We start from the raw sequence: 17,263 nt of genomic DNA on the forward strand, positions 1-17,263 counted from the left end.
TCGTCGGACTCGACGTTACGAGCAGATCGACGAAGACATCGGACTCCGGGGTGCGAATGAATCGCTGTTCTTCACCCCGCGTGAAGCAATGTCCACAGCAGGGATGGCCGGGGCGTCGCACCTCGCACTGACTAGACTCGTCACTGAATCCCGCCCCCGCTTCATTTCAGGAGACGTCATGCCCATCGCGACCCCGGATCAGTACGCCGAGATGCTCGACCGTGCGAAGAAGGGCGGCTTCGCCTACCCAGCGATCAACGCGGCGTCGTCTCAGTCGATCAACGCCATTCTGCAGGGCCTCGCAGAGGCCGGATCCGACGGCATCATCCAGGTGACGACCGGAGGGGCTGACTACTTTGCCGGGCAGACCGTGAAGGCCAGGGCAACGGGCGCCCTGGCGTTCGCCAGGTTCGCAACCGAGGTCGCCAAGAGCTACCCCATCACCGTGGCGCTGCACACCGACCACTGCCCGAAGCCAGCGCTCGAGGACTTCCTGCTTCCGCTCATCTCGGCCTCCGAGGAGGAGGTCAAGGCGGGTCGGAATCCGATCTTCCAGTCGCACATGTGGGACGGCTCCGCCGTGCCGCTCGACGAGAATCTCGAGATCGCCCAGGACATGCTGCGCCGCACGAAGGCGATCAACGCCATCCTCGAGGTGGAGATCGGCGTCGTCGGCGGCGAGGAAGACGGCGTGAAGCACGAGGGGACCAACGAAGCGCTCTACACGACCGTCGGCGACGTGACAAAGGCTGTCGAGGCGCTGGGGCTTGGCGAGAACGGCCGCTATATCGCGGCGCTCACCTTCGGCAACGTGCACGGCGTCTACAAGCCGGGCAACGTGAAGCTGCGTCCCGAGCTGCTCGGCCAAATCCAGGAGGGCATCGCCGAGCACTTCGGCACGGGCCCCAAGCCGCTCGACCTCGTCTTCCACGGCGGCTCCGGTTCCACGGATGACGAGATCAAGCAGGCGGTCGCGAACGGCGTCGTGAAGATGAACATCGACACGGACACGCAGTACGCGTTCACTCGCGCAGTCGCCGGCTACATGTTCGAGAACTACTCGGGTGTGCTCAAGATCGACGGTGAGGTCGGCAACAAGAAGCAGTACGACCCGCGGTCGTGGGGCAAGGTGGCGGAGTCGGCGATGGCGCAGCGCGTCATCGAGGCGACGCAGCAGCTCGGCTCCGCCGGTCAGTCGCTCTCCCGCTAGCAGTACCAGCGGAGTGCCCCGACCCGAGACGACGTCTTCCGGCCGGGGTTCGCCGACGGGCGCTGTACTACACGCGCTGCATGTATGCGATGAACGTCGGATCGTGCAGGAAGAGGATGAGGTAGCCGACCCCGCTGGCCAGGCTCGCGACCACGCCTGCCACGAGCGGGATCCAGAACGCGATCCTGCCGCGGAGAATGGCCCAACTCGAGAGCCCGGCGGCCACCACCCAGATGGCCAGGAACACGATAGCGATGACGTCGGCGATGGTCCCCGTGAGCGGCGTCACGGCGTAATCACCGCTCAAGCCCATGCTGTGGTAGGTGCTGTCGATCTGGTTCGCGATGCCGTCGCGCGTCGTGATCGTGGCGATCACGTTGTAGAGGCCGAGCACGAGCAGCGCGATGGTGATCACACGGTCGGCCGGATGCCTCAGGAACGTCGACGGTTGGGAGGCATTGCCTGCGCCGGTCCCGTTGGGCGGCGGGAGGTGCCCGATGGCATCCGTAGGGACCGGCGGCGGCGCGCTCTCGTAGCTCGGCTGAGCGGGCGGCGGCGCGTAGTGCGGGTTCGCCTCCGGCGCCTTGATGGCGGCGCGCTGCTCCTCGGGCGTTGCGTACTCGCCGTAGCGGGGTTGAGGGCGCGATCCGCTGTCGCTCATCGGGACCGTCCACCCAGCGCGCGGGCATCCTGACCGCCGGTCTCATCGCGGCGCAGCTCCTTGGGCAGCGAGAACATCAGGTCCTCCTCCGCGGTCTTGACGATCTCCACGTCGCCGTAACCGGCGTCCGCCAGATCGTCGAGCAGCTCCTGCACGAGCACCTCGGGAACGGATGCGCCGCTCGTCACTCCGACGGTCGCCACGCCCTCGAGCCACTCTTGACGCACCTCGCTCGCGTAGTCGACGCGGTATGCGGCCTTTGCGCCGTGCTCCAACGCGACCTCCACCAGGCGGACCGAGTTCGACGAGTTGGGCGACCCGACCACGATCACCAGGTCTGCGTCCTGAGCGACCTTCTTGATCGCGACCTGCCGATTCTGCGTCGCGTAGCAGATGTCGTCGCTCGGCGGGTCGGCGAGCGTGGGGAACCGCTCGCGCAGCCTGCGCACCGTCTCCATCGTCTCGTCCACCGAGAGCGTGGTCTGCGAGAGCCATACGACGCGCTCGGGGTCGCGCACCTGGATGGAGTCGACGTCGTCCGGGCCGTTCACCAGGGTGACGTGGTCGGGCGCCTCGCCGGCCGTTCCCTCGACCTCTTCGTGACCGGCGTGGCCGATGAGCAGGATCTCGTAGTCGTCCCTCGCGAACCTGACGGCCTCGCGGTGCACCTTGGTCACGAGCGGGCAGGTCGCGTCGATGGCGCGCAGCCCGCGGTCGGCCGCCGCCTGCACCACCGACGGCGCCACGCCATGCGCGCTGAAGACGACGTGAGCGCCCTCCGGCACCTGATCGACGTCGTCGACGAAGACCGCGCCGCGCTTCTCGAGGGTGGAGACGACGTGGATGTTGTGCACGATCTGCTTGCGCACGTACACCGGCGCGCCGTATCGCTCCAAGGCCTTCTCGACGGCCACGACTGCTCTATCCACACCCGCGCAGTATCCACGGGGTGAGGCCAGCAGCACCCGTTTGCGTCCGACCACCGGGGTATCCTTGAGCCTGCCCCGGACGCCGGGAACACGCGGCATCGCCAGGTCGATCGTGTCGGTCACGGGCTGATTCTAGTTTGGCCACACTGGAGGGAACTGAGCGTGACGGATGCCCGCCCCACGGTCGAGACCCCGTGGCCGGTCGCCGTCCTGGCCGGAAAGATCCGCGACTACATCGACCGCCTCGGCAGCGTGTGGGTCGAGGGCGAGATCACCCAGTGGGGCGTCTCCGGCGGGAACGTCTATGGCAAGCTCAAGGACTGCGAGGCAGACGCGACCGTCTCGTTCACCATCTGGTCGTCCACACGCTCCAAGATCCCTTCCGACCTGAAGCAGGGCGACCGGGTAGTCGCCCTGATCAAGCCGAACTACTGGTTCAAGGGCGGCACGCTGTCGATGCAGGTCTACGACATGCGTCACGTGGGTCTGGGCGACCTGCTCGAACGCCTCGAGCGGCTGCGGGCGCAGCTGCGTGAAGAGGGGCTCTTCGAGCAGGACCGCAAGCGAGAGCTCCCCTTCTTGCCGCACTGCATCGGGCTCGTGACGGGCAAGGACTCCGACGCCGAGAAAGACGTGCTGCGCAACGCGCAACTGCGCTGGCCGGCCGTGCGGTTCCGCGTGCGTCACGCCGCGGTCCAGGGCGACAGGTCCGCGGCCGATGTCGCAGCAGGGATCCGTGAGCTCGACGCCGACCCGGAGGTCGACGTGATCATCGTGGCGCGCGGCGGCGGAGACTTCCAGAACCTGCTGCCGTTCAGCGATGAGACGCTCGTGCGAACCGCGGCCTCCTGCACGACTCCACTCGTGAGCGCCATCGGCCACGAGAACGACCGTCCGATCCTCGACGATGTCGCCGACCTGCGCGCTTCCACCCCGACGGATGCCGCAAAGCGCGTCGTGCCGGACGTCGCCGAAGAGTTGCTGCGCGTGCAGCAGGCCTCCACACGCATGAGCACCAGGATGACGGCCCTGCTCGCCCACGAGGTTGACCGCATCGCGCAGCTGCGTTCCCGTCCGGCGCTGGCGTCGCACGACTGGATCGTCACCACCCGGGCGGACGATCTCACGAGGTACGTCGCACGCGGAGCTGAGTTGGTCGAGCGCTGCGTCGAACGCGCCGACAACTCAACGCGTGAACTCGCGGCGCGACTGCGCGCCCTTTCGCCCAAGAGCACGCTCGAACGCGGCTACTCGATAGTGCAGGGACCTGTAGGCATCGTGCGGAGTCCCGCGGATGCCCCGAGCGGCTCTCCCTTGCTGGTGGCGCTCGCCGACGGTGCGCTCGACGCGACCTCGCTCGGAGAGCACGCGTCCACAGACGAGTCCGACGCCCGCCTCTCCCCCGCGACCCTGGTACCGGCCGAGCACGCCGGGCGCCGCTCATAGTATGGATGTCATGCCCCCCGAGCCCCTCCGTCACGCCGACGACGCGCCACTCGCGGCCCTCAGCTACGAGCAGGCGCGCGACGAGCTGATCACCGTCGTGTCCCGTCTAGAGCAGGGAACCTCCACGCTGGAGGAATCGCTGGCGCTCTGGGAACGCGGCGAGGCGCTTGCACGGCGCTGCGAGGAGTGGTTGATCGGCGCGAAGGCCAGGTTGGACGCGGCGCGCGCCGGCGTGGATCGCGCGGCAGGGGCAGACGGCCCGCGAGGGGACGCTGCCTGAGGTCATGGCCAAGAACGAGCATCCGGTCGTTGCAGAGCTCGGCAGGCCCGAGACTGCCGAAGAGACGGCACGACGCAAGGCGCAGACGTCGACGGACCACCGTCGGCGCCAGACCGTCAACAATCTCGTGTACTCGCTGCTGGCCACCCTCGCGCTCGTCGTCGTGATCGTTCTGATGGTGCCCCGACCCACGCCCGACGCGATCAAGAGCGTGGACTACATCAAGATCGCGCAGCAGGGCGAGGGAACCGAGCCCGATGCGCTGCTCACCCCGAAGCTGTCGAAGGATTGGACCTCGAATTCCGCGCAGCTGCGACAGCAGACCGGCGACGGCGTCGACGAGTGGTACATCGGCCTGATCACGCCCTCTCAGCAGTACATCGGGCTCGTCCAGGGCTTCAAAGCGAACGGCACGTGGCTCTCCGACCAGGTTTCGCACTCCGAGGCCGTCGGCTCCACGAGCGTCGACGGCGTCAAGTGGAGCATCTACGACAATCGAGACACGAGCCGTGACGTCGGCGACGTCAAGTACGCGCTCTCGGCGTCCGAGGGCGACAGCACCGTCGTGCTGTACGGCACGGCCGACACGGCAGAGTTCACTCAACTGGCAGACGCAGTGAGCCGGCAGCTCGCCTCCGACACGAAGGATCATGGATGACCGACAGCAGACCCGCAGACGCCTGGGCCCAGTTGATGGCCGGCAACCAGCGCTTCATAGCGGGTACGCCGGAGCATCCGCGGCAGGACGCCGAACGGCGCGCGCAGACCGAGGGGTCCCAGTCGCCGGTCGCGACCATCTTCGGGTGCAGCGACTCGCGTCTGGCCGCCGAGATCATCTTCGACCTGGGGCTCGGTGACGCGTTCGTCATCCGCAATGCCGGCCAAGTCATCTCCGAGTCGGTCCTGGGGTCCATCGAGTACGCGGTCGCCGTGCTCCATGTTCCCCTCCTGCTCGTTCTGAGCCACGACAGCTGCGGCGCGGTACGCGCCGCCATCGACTCCGCCGCTCCTGACGCCGAGCGGCTTCCGCCGCACATCGCCGACCTGATCGCTCCGATTCTTCCCGCGGTTCGCCGGGTCGCCGGCGAGGTCATCGATCCCGGCGCCGTGGACGCGTCGGTGGTCGGCCGCGAGCACGTGCAAGACACCGTCAGCGAGCTGCTGCGCCGCAGCGAGCTCGTCGCGCAGGCCGTGGCCGACGGCGAGCTCGCGATCGTGGGCGCCAACTACCGCCTGAGCGACGGAACCGTGACCTCACACCTCGTCATCGGCGAGGTCTGACCCTGAAACAACACAACGACGAGGGATCCCCGAATGGACAGCCATAATCCCGGCGACGACGCCGACTTCCGCATCGAGCACGACACCATGGGCGAGGTACGCGTTCCTCGGAATGCCCTGTACGGTGCACAGACTCAACGGGCCGTGGAGAACTTCCCCATTTCCGGTTCCACCCTGGAATCCGCCCAGATCGCGGCACTCGCGCGCATCAAGAAGTCGGCCGCCCTGGCCAACGCCGAGCTCGGCGTGCTCGAGCCCGACATCGCCGAGGCCATCGCGTCTGCCGCAGACGAGGTGATCACCGGGGTGCACGACGACGAGTTCCCGATCGATGTGTACCAGACCGGCAGCGGCACGTCGTCGAACATGAACATGAACGAGGTGCTGGCAACGCTGGCGTCGCGCCGGTTGGGCCGCAAGGTGCATCCGAACGACCACGTCAATGCGTCGCAATCCTCCAACGACGTGTTCCCGACCTCGGTGCACATCGCTGTCACGGGCGCCTTGATCGACGACCTCATCCCGGCGCTCGACCACCTCGCCGTCGCGCTCGAGGAGAAGGCGGAGCTCTGGAAGGATGCCGTCAAGGCCGGCCGCACGCACCTCATGGACGCCACTCCGGTCACGCTCGGTCAGGAATTCGGCGGCTATGCGGCACAGATGCGGCTCGGCATCGAGCGCGTACAGTCCGCTCTCGCCCGCGTCGCTGAGGTCCCGCTCGGCGGCACCGCGGTCGGCACAGGCATCAACACGCCTGCCGGGTTTCCGCAACTGGTGATCCGTCTGCTGACGCAGGAGACCGAGCTTCCCATCACGGAGGCCCGCAACCATTTCGAGGCGCAGGCCAACAGGGACGCGCTCGTCGAGGCATCCGGCGCCCTGCGCACGATCGCCATCAGCCTCACCAAGATCTGCAACGACCTGCGCTGGATGGGCTCGGGGCCGAACACCGGCCTCGGCGAGCTGCACATCCCCGACCTGCAGCCGGGCTCGTCGATCATGCCGGGCAAGGTCAACCCGGTCATCCCGGAGGCCACACTCATGGTCGCCGCCCGGGTCATCGGGAACGACGCCACCATCGCATGGAGCGGGGCATCCGGCACATTCGAGCTCAACGTGGCCATCCCGGTGATGGGGACTGCGCTGCTCGAGTCGATCCGCCTGCTCTCCGGCGCCACGCGCGTGCTCGCGGACAAGACGGTGCGCGGGCTGGAGGCCGACCTCGAGCGCGCGCGGGCGCTGGCCGAATCGTCTCCGTCGATCGTGACTCCCCTGAACAAGATCATCGGCTACGAGGCGGCGGCCAAAATCGCCAAGCACGCCGTGGCAAAGGGCATCACCGTGCGCGATGCCGTCATCGACCTGGGCTTCGTGGAACGCGGTGAGGTCACGCTCGAGCAGCTCGACTCGGCGCTCGACGTGCTCAGCATGACCAGGCCCCCGACGGTCTAGCAAGCACACCCTCGGCCGGGCTGCCGCTCAGACGAACAGGGGCAGCCCGGCGACCGACGCCCAGAACCCGCCGAGCAGGTACGGCCCGAACGCGATGTTCCCGGCGCCGCCACGCGCGGCGAGCACAGCCAGGGCCGAGACGCCCGCACCGACGAAACCCAGCACAACCGCGCCGATGACCACGACGACAGAGGCCGCCCCGCCGGCCAATGCAAGCACGGCGCCGAGTTTCACGTCGCCCATCCCCAACCCGCCCGTCGCGGCAAGCAGGGCGAAAAAGCCTCCGACCACCACGACCGCGAGCACCGCACCCGTGGGCGCCCGGCCGCTCGCAAGCCAGCCGAAGACGGCCCCAACCGACGCGAACGCGAAGCCGGGAAGCACGAGCGCGTTCGGCAGCCGGTGCTCGGCGAGATCCACCCGGCACAGCTCCGGTGTGACAAGCGCGAGGTACAGGCATCCGACCGCTTCGAAGCGGGGTCCCATGCCGTAGAGGCAGAGCACCAGCAACGCGCCGGCGAGCGGAACCTGCCACGCACAGCGCCAGAGAGGCATGCCTGAAGGCTTCGACGAGAGCTGCGTTGACGAAGACACGGCACGAAGGTACCCGGCGTCACGGCAGCCGCGCTCTCGTTATGCACAGGGTTCGGCGCATCCCTTGAACAGACCGAACCGCACGCCGGCCCCTCTCCGGCGTGCGGTTCAGCTGTTGTAGCGGAGCCCGGTCAGGCGATCTCGCCGAACTCCAGCATCTGCGTGACGAGCGCGGCGATGGCAGAGCGCTCAGAGCGTGTCAGGGTGACGTGCCCGAACAGCGGGTGCCCCTTCAGCGTCTCGATGACCGAGGCGACTCCGTCGTGACGTCCGACGCGCAGGTTGTCGCGCTGAGCCACGTCGTGCGTGAGAACCACCTTGGAGTTCTGCCCGATGCGACTGAGCACCGTGAGCAACACGTTCCGCTCGAGCGACTGTGCTTCGTCGACGATCACGAACGCATCATGCAGCGAGCGGCCTCGGATATGCGTGAGCGGCAGCACCTCGAGGATGCCCCGATCCACCACCTCATCGATGACGTTCTGCGAGACGACCGCGCCCAGTGTGTCGTAGACGGCCTCGCCCCACGGCGTCATCTTCTCGCCCTGGTCGCCCGGCAGGTACCCGAGCTCCTGGCCGCCGACCGCGTAGAGCGGGCGGAACACCATGATCTTCTTGTGCTGCTGTCGCTCCAGCACCGACTCGAGACCGGCGCAGAGAGCCAGGGCCGACTTGCCCGTGCCTGCGCGGCCGCCGAGGGAGAGGATCCCGATCTCGGGGTCGAGCAGCATGTCGATCGCCAGCCGTTGCTCGGCAGACCTGCCGTGCAGTCCGAACACGTCGCGGTCGCCACGCACGAGCTTCATGACTCCGTTTTCGGTCACTCGGCCGAGTGCGGAGCCGCGATCGGAGTGCACGATGAGGCCGGTGTTGATGGGCACGCCGGTGAGAGCATCCGACTGCAGCTGTTCGTGCTCGTAGAGCTTGGCCATGTCGTCGGAGCCGAGGTTCAACTCCGCGACGCCCGTCCATCCGGACTCCGGCGCCAGCTCCGCGCGATACTCCTCGGCCGTCAGGCCGATGGATGCCGCCTTCACCCGCAGTGGCATGTCCTTCGACACGACGGTGACGGCCAGCCCATCGTTGGCAAGGTTCTGCGCGACGGCCAGGATGCGGGAGTCGTTGTCGCCTAGCTGCAGCCCGCTGGGCAGCACCGACATGTTCGAGTGGTTGAGCTCCACGCGCAGCGATCCGCCTTCGCCGACGGGCACCGGGAAGTCCAGGCGGCCGTGTTGTACGCGCATCTCGTCGAGAAGCCGGAGCGCCTGCCTGGCGAAGTATCCGATCTCAGGATCGTTGCGCTTGCCTTCCAGCTCACTGATGACCACGACGGGGATGACCACCGCGTGCTCGGCGAATCGGAACAGCGCCCTGGGATCCGATAGCAGCACCGACGTATCGAGCACGTACGTGCGCTCGGTCTGGCGCAGCTGCTCCGACCGACCGGACTGGCTCGACTGTGCCGGGCCGGTCTGGCCGTCGGCCACACCGTCCGTCAGCAACTCGGCAGCCGGCACCTGGGTTCGCATAGCGGTCACAACCACTCCCACCCCGCGCGCCCAGCGATCTGGGGCTGCGCGGATCCTGTCGACGAAGCGGCCGCACCTTTCAAGACGACTCCGTAACGGACGCCTCGGCCGGGCTGGATGCCCGACAACACCGACGCTAGGCCCGGGGACCGACATCCGCTCGCAGGACACGCGAGGGTTGACTATGCGGTGGCGTAGGAGGTGAACGCCGCGCGCACCATCTCGAGCGTCTCGTCGCCCAGGGAGACGTGCGCGCTCAACCTCACGGTGCCTCCCCTGGTCGTGGCGGTGACGCCGTGGTTGAAGAGCGATGCCGTGAGGGCTGTGAGCCGGTGGTGCGGCGGCTGGAGCACGACGATGCCGGCACGCTCCGTCGTCTCACGGGCCGAGACCACCGGGATGGCATACTCGTCGGCCAGGTCGATCAGGCGGTCGACCCGGTCGGAGACTGCCGCCTCGATCACGTCGACGCCGACGGATGCCACGTCTTCCAGAGCCGCGGACATCCTCGCCTGCGCGACGCTGTCCGGCCTGGCGACCGAGAATGCCGTCGCGCCGCGCTCAGGCGGCAAGACCTCGTCGAATGGGTCGAGAACTCCGGCTCCCGTGTGGCCGCTCCAGACCGGCGTCAGACCGTCGATCGCGCGGTCCGACAGCGCCATGAAAGCGGCACCCCAGCCGGCTCGCAACCACTTCTCCGCGCCGGCCACCACCACATCGGCCACCTCGTACGGCGCATCGACCACACCGAAACCCTGCACGGCGTCGACGATGAGCAACCGATCCCCGATCACCTGCCTGATGCCGTCGATATCGGCCACGTACCCGGTGCGTGAGTCGACCAGGCTCACCGCGACCGCCGTCACCGAGGCCGACAACTGCTCGCGCAGGGTGCCGGGGGTGACCCGGCCGTGGTCGGTCTCCAGCCAGAGCGGCTGCACGGCGTGCAGCGCCTCGGATGCCCGGGCAGCGGCGAACGTGACGGACGGGAACTCGGCTCTGGAGAGCAACACCCTCCCGGTCAGCCCGAACATGGCGTGCATGAGCCCTGTTCCCACGTTGGGCTGGAACACGATCTGTTCGGCGGGGAAGCCGGTGAGGGCGGACGCGGCGACACGCATCCGTTCGTCTTCGGTGCGCAGCGGCTCGAGGGCGCCGAACCTGGCGCGCGAGAACAGCTCGTTGATGCCGTGCACCTCGGCGATCACGGATGCCGACAGCGGCCCGACACGCGCGAAGTCCAGGTATCCCGGCTCCTCGAGAAAGCCGCCCGCGAACTCATCGATGGTTGTCATGCAGGACCCTCAACTCCCGTACCGCCGCTGCCTGCGCGTGTAGTCGCGCACGGCACGCAGAAAATCGACCTCGCGAAGGTCGGGGCCCAGGGCCTCCACGAAGTAGAACTCGCTGTGAGCACTCTGCCACAGCATGAAATCGCTCAGCCGCTGCTCGCCCGAAGTGCGGATGACGAGATCCGGGTCGGGCTGCCCACCGGTGTACAGGTGGGCGCCGATCAGGTCTGGCGTGAGGCGCTCAGCCAGATCCTCGAGGCTGCGGCCCTCGGCGTGATGCTCTGCGACGATGCTGCGCATCGCGTCCACGATCTCCTTGCGTCCGCCGTAACCGACGGCAAGGTTCACGTGCAGTCCGGTGTGGCCGCTCGTGCTCTGCTCCGCATCGGCCAGCGCCTTCACGAGCCGACCAGGGAGCCCGCTCGTCGTGCCCACGTGTTGCACGCGCCAGTCCCCCGCCGCGGACACCTCCTTGGCGAGGTCGGCGATGATCTCGATCAGGTCGGACAGCTCTGTGCGGTCACGGTTGGAGAGGTTGTCGGCCGACAGGAGGTAGAGGGTCACGACCTTGACTCCGAGCTCGTCGCACCAGGTCAGGAACTCGAGCATCTTCGCGGCACCGGCCCGATGTCCATGTGCGACGGTTTCGAGCCCCAGCTGGCGTGCCCAGCGGCGGTTGCCGTCGATGATCATGGCCACGTGCCGTGGGACCGTCGCCGGATCGAGGCTGCGCCGCAGGCGGTTCTGGTACAGCCCGTAGAGAAAGCCAGGGCCTGGCTTGGGGATCCGGCGCGAGGTCACCCGAATACGGTAGCGCCTGACATCGTCGCGGGCCCTGCCGCAGCCATCTCGTGGCCGGTCCAGGGTCGCAGCACGGCCCCTCCGCACGGCCGGTATTCCCAGGCGACGACCGACGTCGCAACCTAGGCTTGCGCCATGCCACGCCCCTTGCGAGACAACGACGACGTCGCGGACGAGCTCGCCCAGCCCGCCGCCTCGCTCTCGCCCGCGGATGCCGCCGCGAAGGCCGACGATGAACGTCGAGCCGGCGATCCCGGGCTGCCACTCGTGGACGGCGCGCCGGCGCATCCGGAAGACCTCAAACCCACCTGGCGCGGCTGGATCCACGCCGGGACGTTCCCCGTGACGATCGCTGCCGGAATCGTGCTCATCTGCGTCGCGCAGGGGGCGCCGGCGAAGTGGGCGTCAGCCGTGTTCATGCTCACGTCGATGCTGCTGTTCGGCAACTCGGCGCTCTACCACCGCTTCAACTGGCGGCCGCGCACGAAGGTCGTGCTCAAGCGCATCGACCACGCCAACATCTTCCTGCTCATCGCTGGTACGTACACCCCGCTCGGAGTTCTGGCTCTGCCTCCGCAGAAGGGCCTCATCCTGCTGTCCATAGTGTGGGGCGGCGCTCTCGCCGGCATCGCCTTCCACGTGTTCTGGATCACGGCCCCGCGCTGGCTGTACGTCCCGCTGTACGTGCTGCTGGGCTGGGCCGCGATGATGTACGTCGTTGACCTCGTCAACGCCAACGCGGCAATGATGGTGCTCGTCTTCGTCGGCGGCGCGCTGTACACAGTCGGCGCCCTGGTCTACGGGCTGAAGCGACCAAACCCGTTCCCCGGCCGGTTCGGCTTCCACGAGATCTTCCACACGCTGACCGTGCTCGCGTTCCTCTGCCACTGGGCATCGTCGCTCCTCATCGCCGTGCACCCGGCATTCAACGCCGGCTGACGGCGCCGCACCCGGATGCCCCAAGCTTCGCCAGCGCCTCTCACTACACCAAGGCGAGCGCGAGTGTGGCGGCCACAACGGTGACCGGCGCCACCACAAGCCCGATGAGCATGTAGCGACCCCATGGCACCTCGACCCCCAGCCGCCGCAGTCGCGAGTGCCAGAGAAGCGTCGCCAGCGAAGCCCACGGCGTGATCAGCGGGCCAACATTCACGCCGATGAGCAGGGCCATCAGCTGCAACGGATGCCCGGCAAGCGGCTCGAGCGCAAGGTACGCGGGCAGGTTGTTGACCACGTTCGCTCCCACGAGGCCCACACCCGCAACCTGCAACAGCTCGGCAGGGGATGCGCCAGGGACGGCGATCACGGACAGGACCGCGCGCGATCCGATCGCCTCGAGGGCGCCCATGGCGAGGAACAGCCCGCCTGCGAACACGACGGTGGACCACGGAACCAGCCCCGGAGTCAGTGCTGCGCGGCGCAACACCACGAACACGACGACGAGCACCAAGGCGGCCAGGCATGCCGGGATCCACACCGGAATCCCTGAGACCAGCGACGGCAGGAGTGCGAGCACCACGACAGCCGCCCAGGCCGTGAGCTTCCTGTCCTGCACGGGTTCGATCCTCGGGATGCTGTAATGCGCGACGAGCGTGCGCCGTCCGATCACGGCGATCGCGGCGACGGGCAGCAGCACTGCGACGATCGCGGGAGCCCAGCTCAGGGCGATGAAGCCGGCGGGACCGACTCCCCCGAGCTTCTGCTCGGCCAGCAGGTTCGTGAGGTTGGAGACCGGCAGCAGCATCGATGCGCAGTTGGCCAGCATGACGGTAGTGAGGGCGAACGGCAGCGGGTTCAATCGCACGTGCCGCGCCATCGTGACGACGATGGGTGTGAGAAGCACAGCAGTGGTGTCGAGCGACAGGAAGACGGTGCTGACGGTGGCGACCGCGACGGTCAGGAGCCAGAGCATCCATGCGCTTCCCCGCGCTGCCCGTGTGCTCCATGCCGCGACGAGGTCGAACAGGCCGGCTGCGGCGGCGAGCTCGGCGACCACGGTGATAGCCACCACGAACAGCAGAACCGGCCAGACGCGGTCGGCCAGGGTGAGGGCATCGCCTGCCGGGTAGACGCCGACGAGAACCGCAACGGCGCCGGCGACCAGCAGCGCAGCGCCGATGATCAGGCTGCGCACGTGCCGATTCCGGCTGGGCCGCCGATCAACCGTCGCCGTCAGGCCGCCTGGGCCCGACGTCTTTACGCCCTGTCGGCTCGTCGGCCCTGACGATCCCCGTCGACCGCTGCGCCTCTTCCGCGTCAAGTCTGGCGTTGACCTCCGCGCGGTACCTGGTTCGCCGCACCCGCCGCATCATGTCCCAGATGAGCACGATGGTCGCCACGCCGATGCAGAACGTGATGATGAAGCCCCACACACCAGGCGTGACCAGGTCGGCATTCGGCGTCTTGGGCGTCGGCGACGGCGTGGCCGCGAGCAACAGCGTGACGAACACTCAGTCGTCCTCGATCCCGGCGAAGAGGTCGTTCTCGGGCACTGTAGTCTCCACCTTCGAGTCGATGAGCTGATAGTCCTCGTACGGCCACGCAGCTCGCTGGATGTCGTTGGGCCAGAAGAAGAAAGAGCTGTCGGGTGACACCTGACTGGCGTGCGCCCGCAGCGCGGCATCCCTGGTCTCGAAGAAGTCGCCGACCGGAACCCTGGTGGTCGCCAGGTCGGGCTGTTCGCCGAAGCGTTCGAGCATTCCCTCGAAATGCTCAATGAGCGGCGACTGCGGGTCGCCCGCGCGCACGTGCTCGAACACGGCGGCCATGCGCTTGGCGTTGAAGATGCGGTCGTAGTACAGCTTGCCGACCTGCCAGGGCGCTCCGGCTTGCGGGTACCGTTCCGGGTCGGCTGCCCAGTCGTAGGCGGCGACGGAGACGTCGTGAGACCGGATGTGGTCGGGGTGCGGGTAGCCGCCGTTCTCGTCGTACGTGACGAGAACGTGCGGACGGAACTCCCGGATCAGCGTCACGAGCGGCTCCGCCGAGATCTCGAGCGGGATCGCGGCGAACGAATTCGGAGGCACGGTTCCGTCCTCGCTCGGCATGCCGGAATCGACGTAGCCCAGCCAGCGATGCTGCACGCCCAGGATGCGTGCGGCGGCATCCATCTCGACGCGGCGGAGGCCCGGCATGTCGCGCTCGGCCAGGGCTCGCGCCTCGAGACCATCGTTGAGGATGTCGCCGCGTTCGCCGCCCGTGCAGCTCACGATCATGACCTCGGCGCCCTGGTGTGCGTAGTAGGCGTACGTCGCCGCGCCCTTACTGGACTCGTCGTCCGGGTGGGCGTGTACGGCGAGAAGACGGAGGGTCACTGTGGGCATCCGGCAATCTGTGTCAACGGAAATCGTGCGGAAGCGGGTTGCCAGGCAAAGCACCTAGGCTTGATGCCAGCCTAATCGCTCGAAACCGGAGGTCGCCTCGTGCCCGAACCCACGGCATCCGGGGCACGAATCGAGCCCTCGCTCGCCGGTTCGCGTTACGGTCGCACGGCTCGCACCAGGCGGAGGGACCGCTGGCTCCTGGTGGCTCTCGGCGCATTCATCGCGCTCGCGATGGTGTGCTGGACGCTCTGGGCCGGACTCGACCAGGTGCAGGGCTCCGGCATCGACGTGGAGACGGGCGCGAACCAGGTGCTGGACGATCAGCATGTGCGGGTCTCATTCACGGTTTCGGCCGATGCAGGTGTCTCTGTCGCGTGCGCCGTGGAGGCTCAGGACGTGGAATTCACCGTCACTGGATGGAAGGTCGTGCAGTTGCCGCCCTCCCCGAAGACGACCAGATCCTTCACCACGACGGTGCGCACGATGCAGCCGAGCGTGAGCGGGTCGGTCGACTCGTGCTGGTCTTCGGCCCGCCGCTGACGTAGAATCTTCTGATACGCCCTGACGGACACGTCGGGGCGTCTATGTTGATACGCCCGTTTCTCTCCCCATTCGTAGGAGTTCACATGTCCCAGGACACGCAGGTCACCTTCCTGACGCAGGAGGCTTACGACCGCCTCGCCGCTGAACTCGAGCACCTCAGCACCGTCGGCCGCAGCGAGATCGCCAAGCGCATCGAGGCCGCGCGCGAGGAGGGCGACCTCAAGGAGAACGGCGGGTACCACGCTGCCAAGGACGCCCAGGGTGTTCAGGAGGCGCGGATCGCCCAGCTGACCGAGCTGTTGAGGCACGCCAAGGTCGGCGAGGCGCCGCAGAGCCGCGGCGTCGTCGAGCCCGGCACCATCGTCACGGCGGTCATCGCGGGCGACGAAGACACCTTCATCATCGGCAACCGCGAGATCGGCGACGGCAGCGAGCTGTCCGTCTACAGCGAGGCGAGCCCGCTCGGCTCGGCCATTCTCGGACTCAAGGTCGGCGACTCGACGACGTACACCACTCCGAACGGGCGCCAGATCCAGGTGCAGGTCAAGAACGTGGAGACCTGGACGGGCCAGTAAAGGCCCGCGCGTAGGCCGGTGGCCGACCGCGTCAGTCGACGATCGGGTCGTAACCCGCTTCGCGGAGAATGCGAACCACCTCCGCCTTGTGGTCCGGTCCACGCGTCTCGACGCTGACCTCCAGCTCCACCTGGCTGATCTGCAGTCCGTTGCCGTGCCGCGTGTGCAGCACCTCGACGACGTTCGCGTTCGCTGCGGCGATGAGCTCCGACGTGCGTGCCAGCTGGCCCGGCCGGTCGGGAAGCATGAGCCGCAGCTTGAGGTAACGGTCTGAGACCGCAAGGCCGGCGTCGACCACGCGCTGCATGAGCAGCGGATCGATGTTTCCTCCGGAGAGAATGACCACCGTGCGGCCGAGATCCGCGCCGAGTCGGGCAGCGGATGCCTGCAGCGCGCCGGAAAGGAGTGCGGCCACGCCAACGGCGCCAGCGGGCTCGACCACGAGCTTGGACCGCTCGAGGAGCACGAGCAGAGCGCGCGCCGTGTCATCGTCGCTGACCGTGACGACGTCGTCGACGAGTTCCTTGACGATCTCGAAATTAAGCGCACCCGGCCGCCCTACCGCGATGCCATCGGAGATCGTGGGTCCGACCGCGACGTCGGTGGGCAGGCCCGCAGCCAGCGAGACCGGGAAGGCCGCCGCATTCTCCGCCTGCACGCCGATGACGCGGATGTCACGCCCCTCTGCATGTGCCCGCTGCTTGACAGCTGATGCGACGCCCGCGATGAGCCCGCCCCCGCCGATCGGCACGATGATCGTGTCGACGTCGGGCACGTCATCGAGGATGTCGAGCCCCAGTGCGGCTTGCCCGGCGATGACGTCGGGGTGGTCGAACGGCGGCACGAAGATGGCGCCCGTGTCTCTGGCGAATTCGGCTGCGGCCCTCAGCGGCTCCTCGACCGTTGCCCCGCCGAGAACGACATGGGCCCCGTAGTCCCTCGTCGCCTGCAGCTTGGGCAGGGCGACGCCCAACGGCATGAAGATGGTCGACTTCACGCCGAGCTCACGCGCACCGAACGCGACGCCCTGCGCATGGTTGCCGGCCGAAGCGGCGACGACGCCTTGGGCCCGCTCCTGCTCGCTGAGCTTCGACATCATGTAATACGCGCCGCGGATCTTGTACGACCCCGTGCGCTGCAGGTTCTCGCACTTCAGCAGCACGGGCGACCCGAGAAGCTCGGTGAGGTAGTTGGACGTCTCGATCGGGGTCTTCTTCGCCACGCGGGCCACGATCTCATGTGCGTGCTCGATCTCGTCCAGGCCGGGGCCGACGGTGAAGGGACGAGGAGTTTCGCTCACGGACGTCATTCGCACAGTTTAGGGTTTCACCCATGCGGCACCCGGCA

At 67.8% G+C, this 17,263-nt stretch carries 19 protein-coding genes; 9 read left to right on the top strand and 10 right to left on the bottom strand.

Annotation, left to right across the window (positions count from 1 at the left end):
- Window positions 1-178 precede the first annotated feature (178 nt).
- Window positions 179-1,210, top strand: a complete 1,032-nt coding sequence (gene fbaA / locus ACO2Q7_RS04550; protein WP_423354435.1) for a class II fructose-bisphosphate aldolase — start codon at window positions 179-181, stop codon at window positions 1,208-1,210.
- A gap of 67 nt (window positions 1,211-1,277) precedes the next feature.
- Here the strand turns inward: fbaA and ACO2Q7_RS04555 are convergent, their stop codons facing one another.
- Window positions 1,278-1,871 (bottom strand): DUF6264 family protein, encoded by a 594-nt coding sequence (locus ACO2Q7_RS04555; RefSeq protein WP_423354436.1) that lies wholly within the window; start codon window positions 1,869-1,871, stop codon window positions 1,278-1,280.
- Window positions 1,868-2,899, bottom strand: a complete 1,032-nt coding sequence (locus tag ACO2Q7_RS04560) for a 4-hydroxy-3-methylbut-2-enyl diphosphate reductase (RefSeq protein WP_423355961.1) — start codon at window positions 2,897-2,899, stop codon at window positions 1,868-1,870. The genes ACO2Q7_RS04555 and ACO2Q7_RS04560 overlap by 4 nt, the downstream gene beginning before the upstream one ends.
- Before the next feature lie 57 nt (window positions 2,900-2,956).
- Between ACO2Q7_RS04560 and xseA the strand changes: the two genes are divergently transcribed.
- Genes xseA through ACO2Q7_RS04585 form a run of 5 tightly spaced genes read left to right on the top strand, consistent with a single transcriptional unit; the run spans window position 2,957 to window position 7,259 of the window.
- Window positions 2,957-4,246 carry an exodeoxyribonuclease VII large subunit gene (gene xseA / locus ACO2Q7_RS04565; protein ID WP_423355962.1) on the top strand — a complete coding sequence of 430 codons (1,290 nt, stop codon included), beginning with the start codon at window positions 2,957-2,959 and terminating at the stop codon, window positions 4,244-4,246.
- A gap of 1 nt (window position 4,247) precedes the next feature.
- Window positions 4,248-4,526 (top strand): exodeoxyribonuclease VII small subunit, encoded by a 279-nt coding sequence (locus ACO2Q7_RS04570; RefSeq protein WP_423354437.1) that lies wholly within the window; start codon window positions 4,248-4,250, stop codon window positions 4,524-4,526.
- A gap of 4 nt (window positions 4,527-4,530) precedes the next feature.
- Entirely contained in the window at window positions 4,531-5,184 is a 654-nt protein-coding gene (locus tag ACO2Q7_RS04575) for a DUF4245 domain-containing protein (protein ID WP_423354438.1), read from the top strand.
- On the top strand, window positions 5,181-5,807 hold the full coding sequence (locus tag ACO2Q7_RS04580; RefSeq protein ID WP_423354439.1) for a carbonic anhydrase: 627 nt from the start codon (window positions 5,181-5,183) through the stop codon (window positions 5,805-5,807). Before ACO2Q7_RS04575 ends, ACO2Q7_RS04580 begins: the two co-directional genes overlap by 4 nt.
- A gap of 33 nt (window positions 5,808-5,840) precedes the next feature.
- Window positions 5,841-7,259 carry a class II fumarate hydratase gene (locus ACO2Q7_RS04585; RefSeq protein WP_423354440.1) on the top strand — a complete coding sequence of 473 codons (1,419 nt, stop codon included), beginning with the start codon at window positions 5,841-5,843 and terminating at the stop codon, window positions 7,257-7,259.
- Window positions 7,260-7,286: 27 nt separating this feature from the next.
- Here ACO2Q7_RS04585 and ACO2Q7_RS04590 read toward each other — a convergent pair whose 3' ends face one another.
- From ACO2Q7_RS04590 to ACO2Q7_RS04605, 4 genes are all read right to left on the bottom strand, one after another.
- Entirely contained in the window at window positions 7,287-7,814 is a 528-nt protein-coding gene (locus ACO2Q7_RS04590) for a prepilin peptidase (RefSeq protein WP_423354441.1), read from the bottom strand.
- 170 nt (window positions 7,815-7,984) lie between these two features.
- Entirely contained in the window at window positions 7,985-9,538 is a 1,554-nt protein-coding gene (locus ACO2Q7_RS04595) for a PhoH family protein (RefSeq protein ID WP_423354442.1), read from the bottom strand.
- A gap of 26 nt (window positions 9,539-9,564) precedes the next feature.
- Window positions 9,565-10,677, bottom strand: a complete 1,113-nt coding sequence (locus ACO2Q7_RS04600; protein WP_423354443.1) for an aminotransferase class V-fold PLP-dependent enzyme — start codon at window positions 10,675-10,677, stop codon at window positions 9,565-9,567.
- A gap of 9 nt (window positions 10,678-10,686) precedes the next feature.
- On the bottom strand, window positions 10,687-11,475 hold the full coding sequence (locus ACO2Q7_RS04605; protein WP_423354444.1) for an isoprenyl transferase: 789 nt from the start codon (window positions 11,473-11,475) through the stop codon (window positions 10,687-10,689).
- 135 nt (window positions 11,476-11,610) lie between these two features.
- Between ACO2Q7_RS04605 and trhA the strand changes: the two genes are divergently transcribed.
- The gene (gene trhA, locus ACO2Q7_RS04610) at window positions 11,611-12,414 is read left to right on the top strand and encodes a PAQR family membrane homeostasis protein TrhA (protein WP_423354445.1); all 804 of its coding nucleotides are present in this window, start codon (window positions 11,611-11,613) and stop codon (window positions 12,412-12,414) included.
- 43 nt (window positions 12,415-12,457) lie between these two features.
- Here trhA and ACO2Q7_RS04615 read toward each other — a convergent pair whose 3' ends face one another.
- From ACO2Q7_RS04615 to mca, 3 genes are read right to left on the bottom strand one after another with little or no spacing between them, the layout of a single operon-like run.
- A complete protein-coding gene (locus ACO2Q7_RS04615; RefSeq protein ID WP_423354446.1) occupies window positions 12,458-13,609 on the bottom strand; it encodes an SLC13 family permease in 1,152 nt (383 codons plus the stop codon).
- A gap of 25 nt (window positions 13,610-13,634) precedes the next feature.
- Window positions 13,635-13,925, bottom strand: coding sequence for a hypothetical protein (locus tag ACO2Q7_RS04620; RefSeq protein WP_423354447.1), 291 nt, complete (start codon window positions 13,923-13,925; stop codon window positions 13,635-13,637).
- Complete coding sequence (gene mca / locus ACO2Q7_RS04625; protein WP_423354448.1) at window positions 13,926-14,798, bottom strand: mycothiol conjugate amidase Mca; 873 nt, start codon at window positions 14,796-14,798, stop codon at window positions 13,926-13,928.
- Window positions 14,799-14,897: 99 nt separating this feature from the next.
- On the opposite strand from mca, the gene ACO2Q7_RS04630 reads away from it, so the two are divergent.
- Together ACO2Q7_RS04630 and greA are read left to right on the top strand one after the other, a co-directional pair.
- The gene (locus ACO2Q7_RS04630) at window positions 14,898-15,338 is read left to right on the top strand and encodes a DUF4307 domain-containing protein (RefSeq protein ID WP_423354449.1); all 441 of its coding nucleotides are present in this window, start codon (window positions 14,898-14,900) and stop codon (window positions 15,336-15,338) included.
- An 86-nt stretch (window positions 15,339-15,424) separates the two neighbouring features.
- Window positions 15,425-15,916, top strand: coding sequence for a transcription elongation factor GreA (gene greA, locus ACO2Q7_RS04635; RefSeq protein ID WP_423354450.1), 492 nt, complete (start codon window positions 15,425-15,427; stop codon window positions 15,914-15,916).
- 31 nt (window positions 15,917-15,947) lie between these two features.
- Here the strand turns inward: greA and ilvA are convergent, their stop codons facing one another.
- A complete protein-coding gene (gene ilvA / locus ACO2Q7_RS04640; RefSeq protein WP_423354451.1) occupies window positions 15,948-17,225 on the bottom strand; it encodes a threonine ammonia-lyase in 1,278 nt (425 codons plus the stop codon).
- Window positions 17,226-17,263 lie beyond the last annotated feature (38 nt).

Source organism: Rathayibacter sp. KR2-224, from assembly GCF_049446075.1.
GTDB lineage: Bacteria > Actinomycetota > Actinomycetes > Actinomycetales > Microbacteriaceae > Humibacter.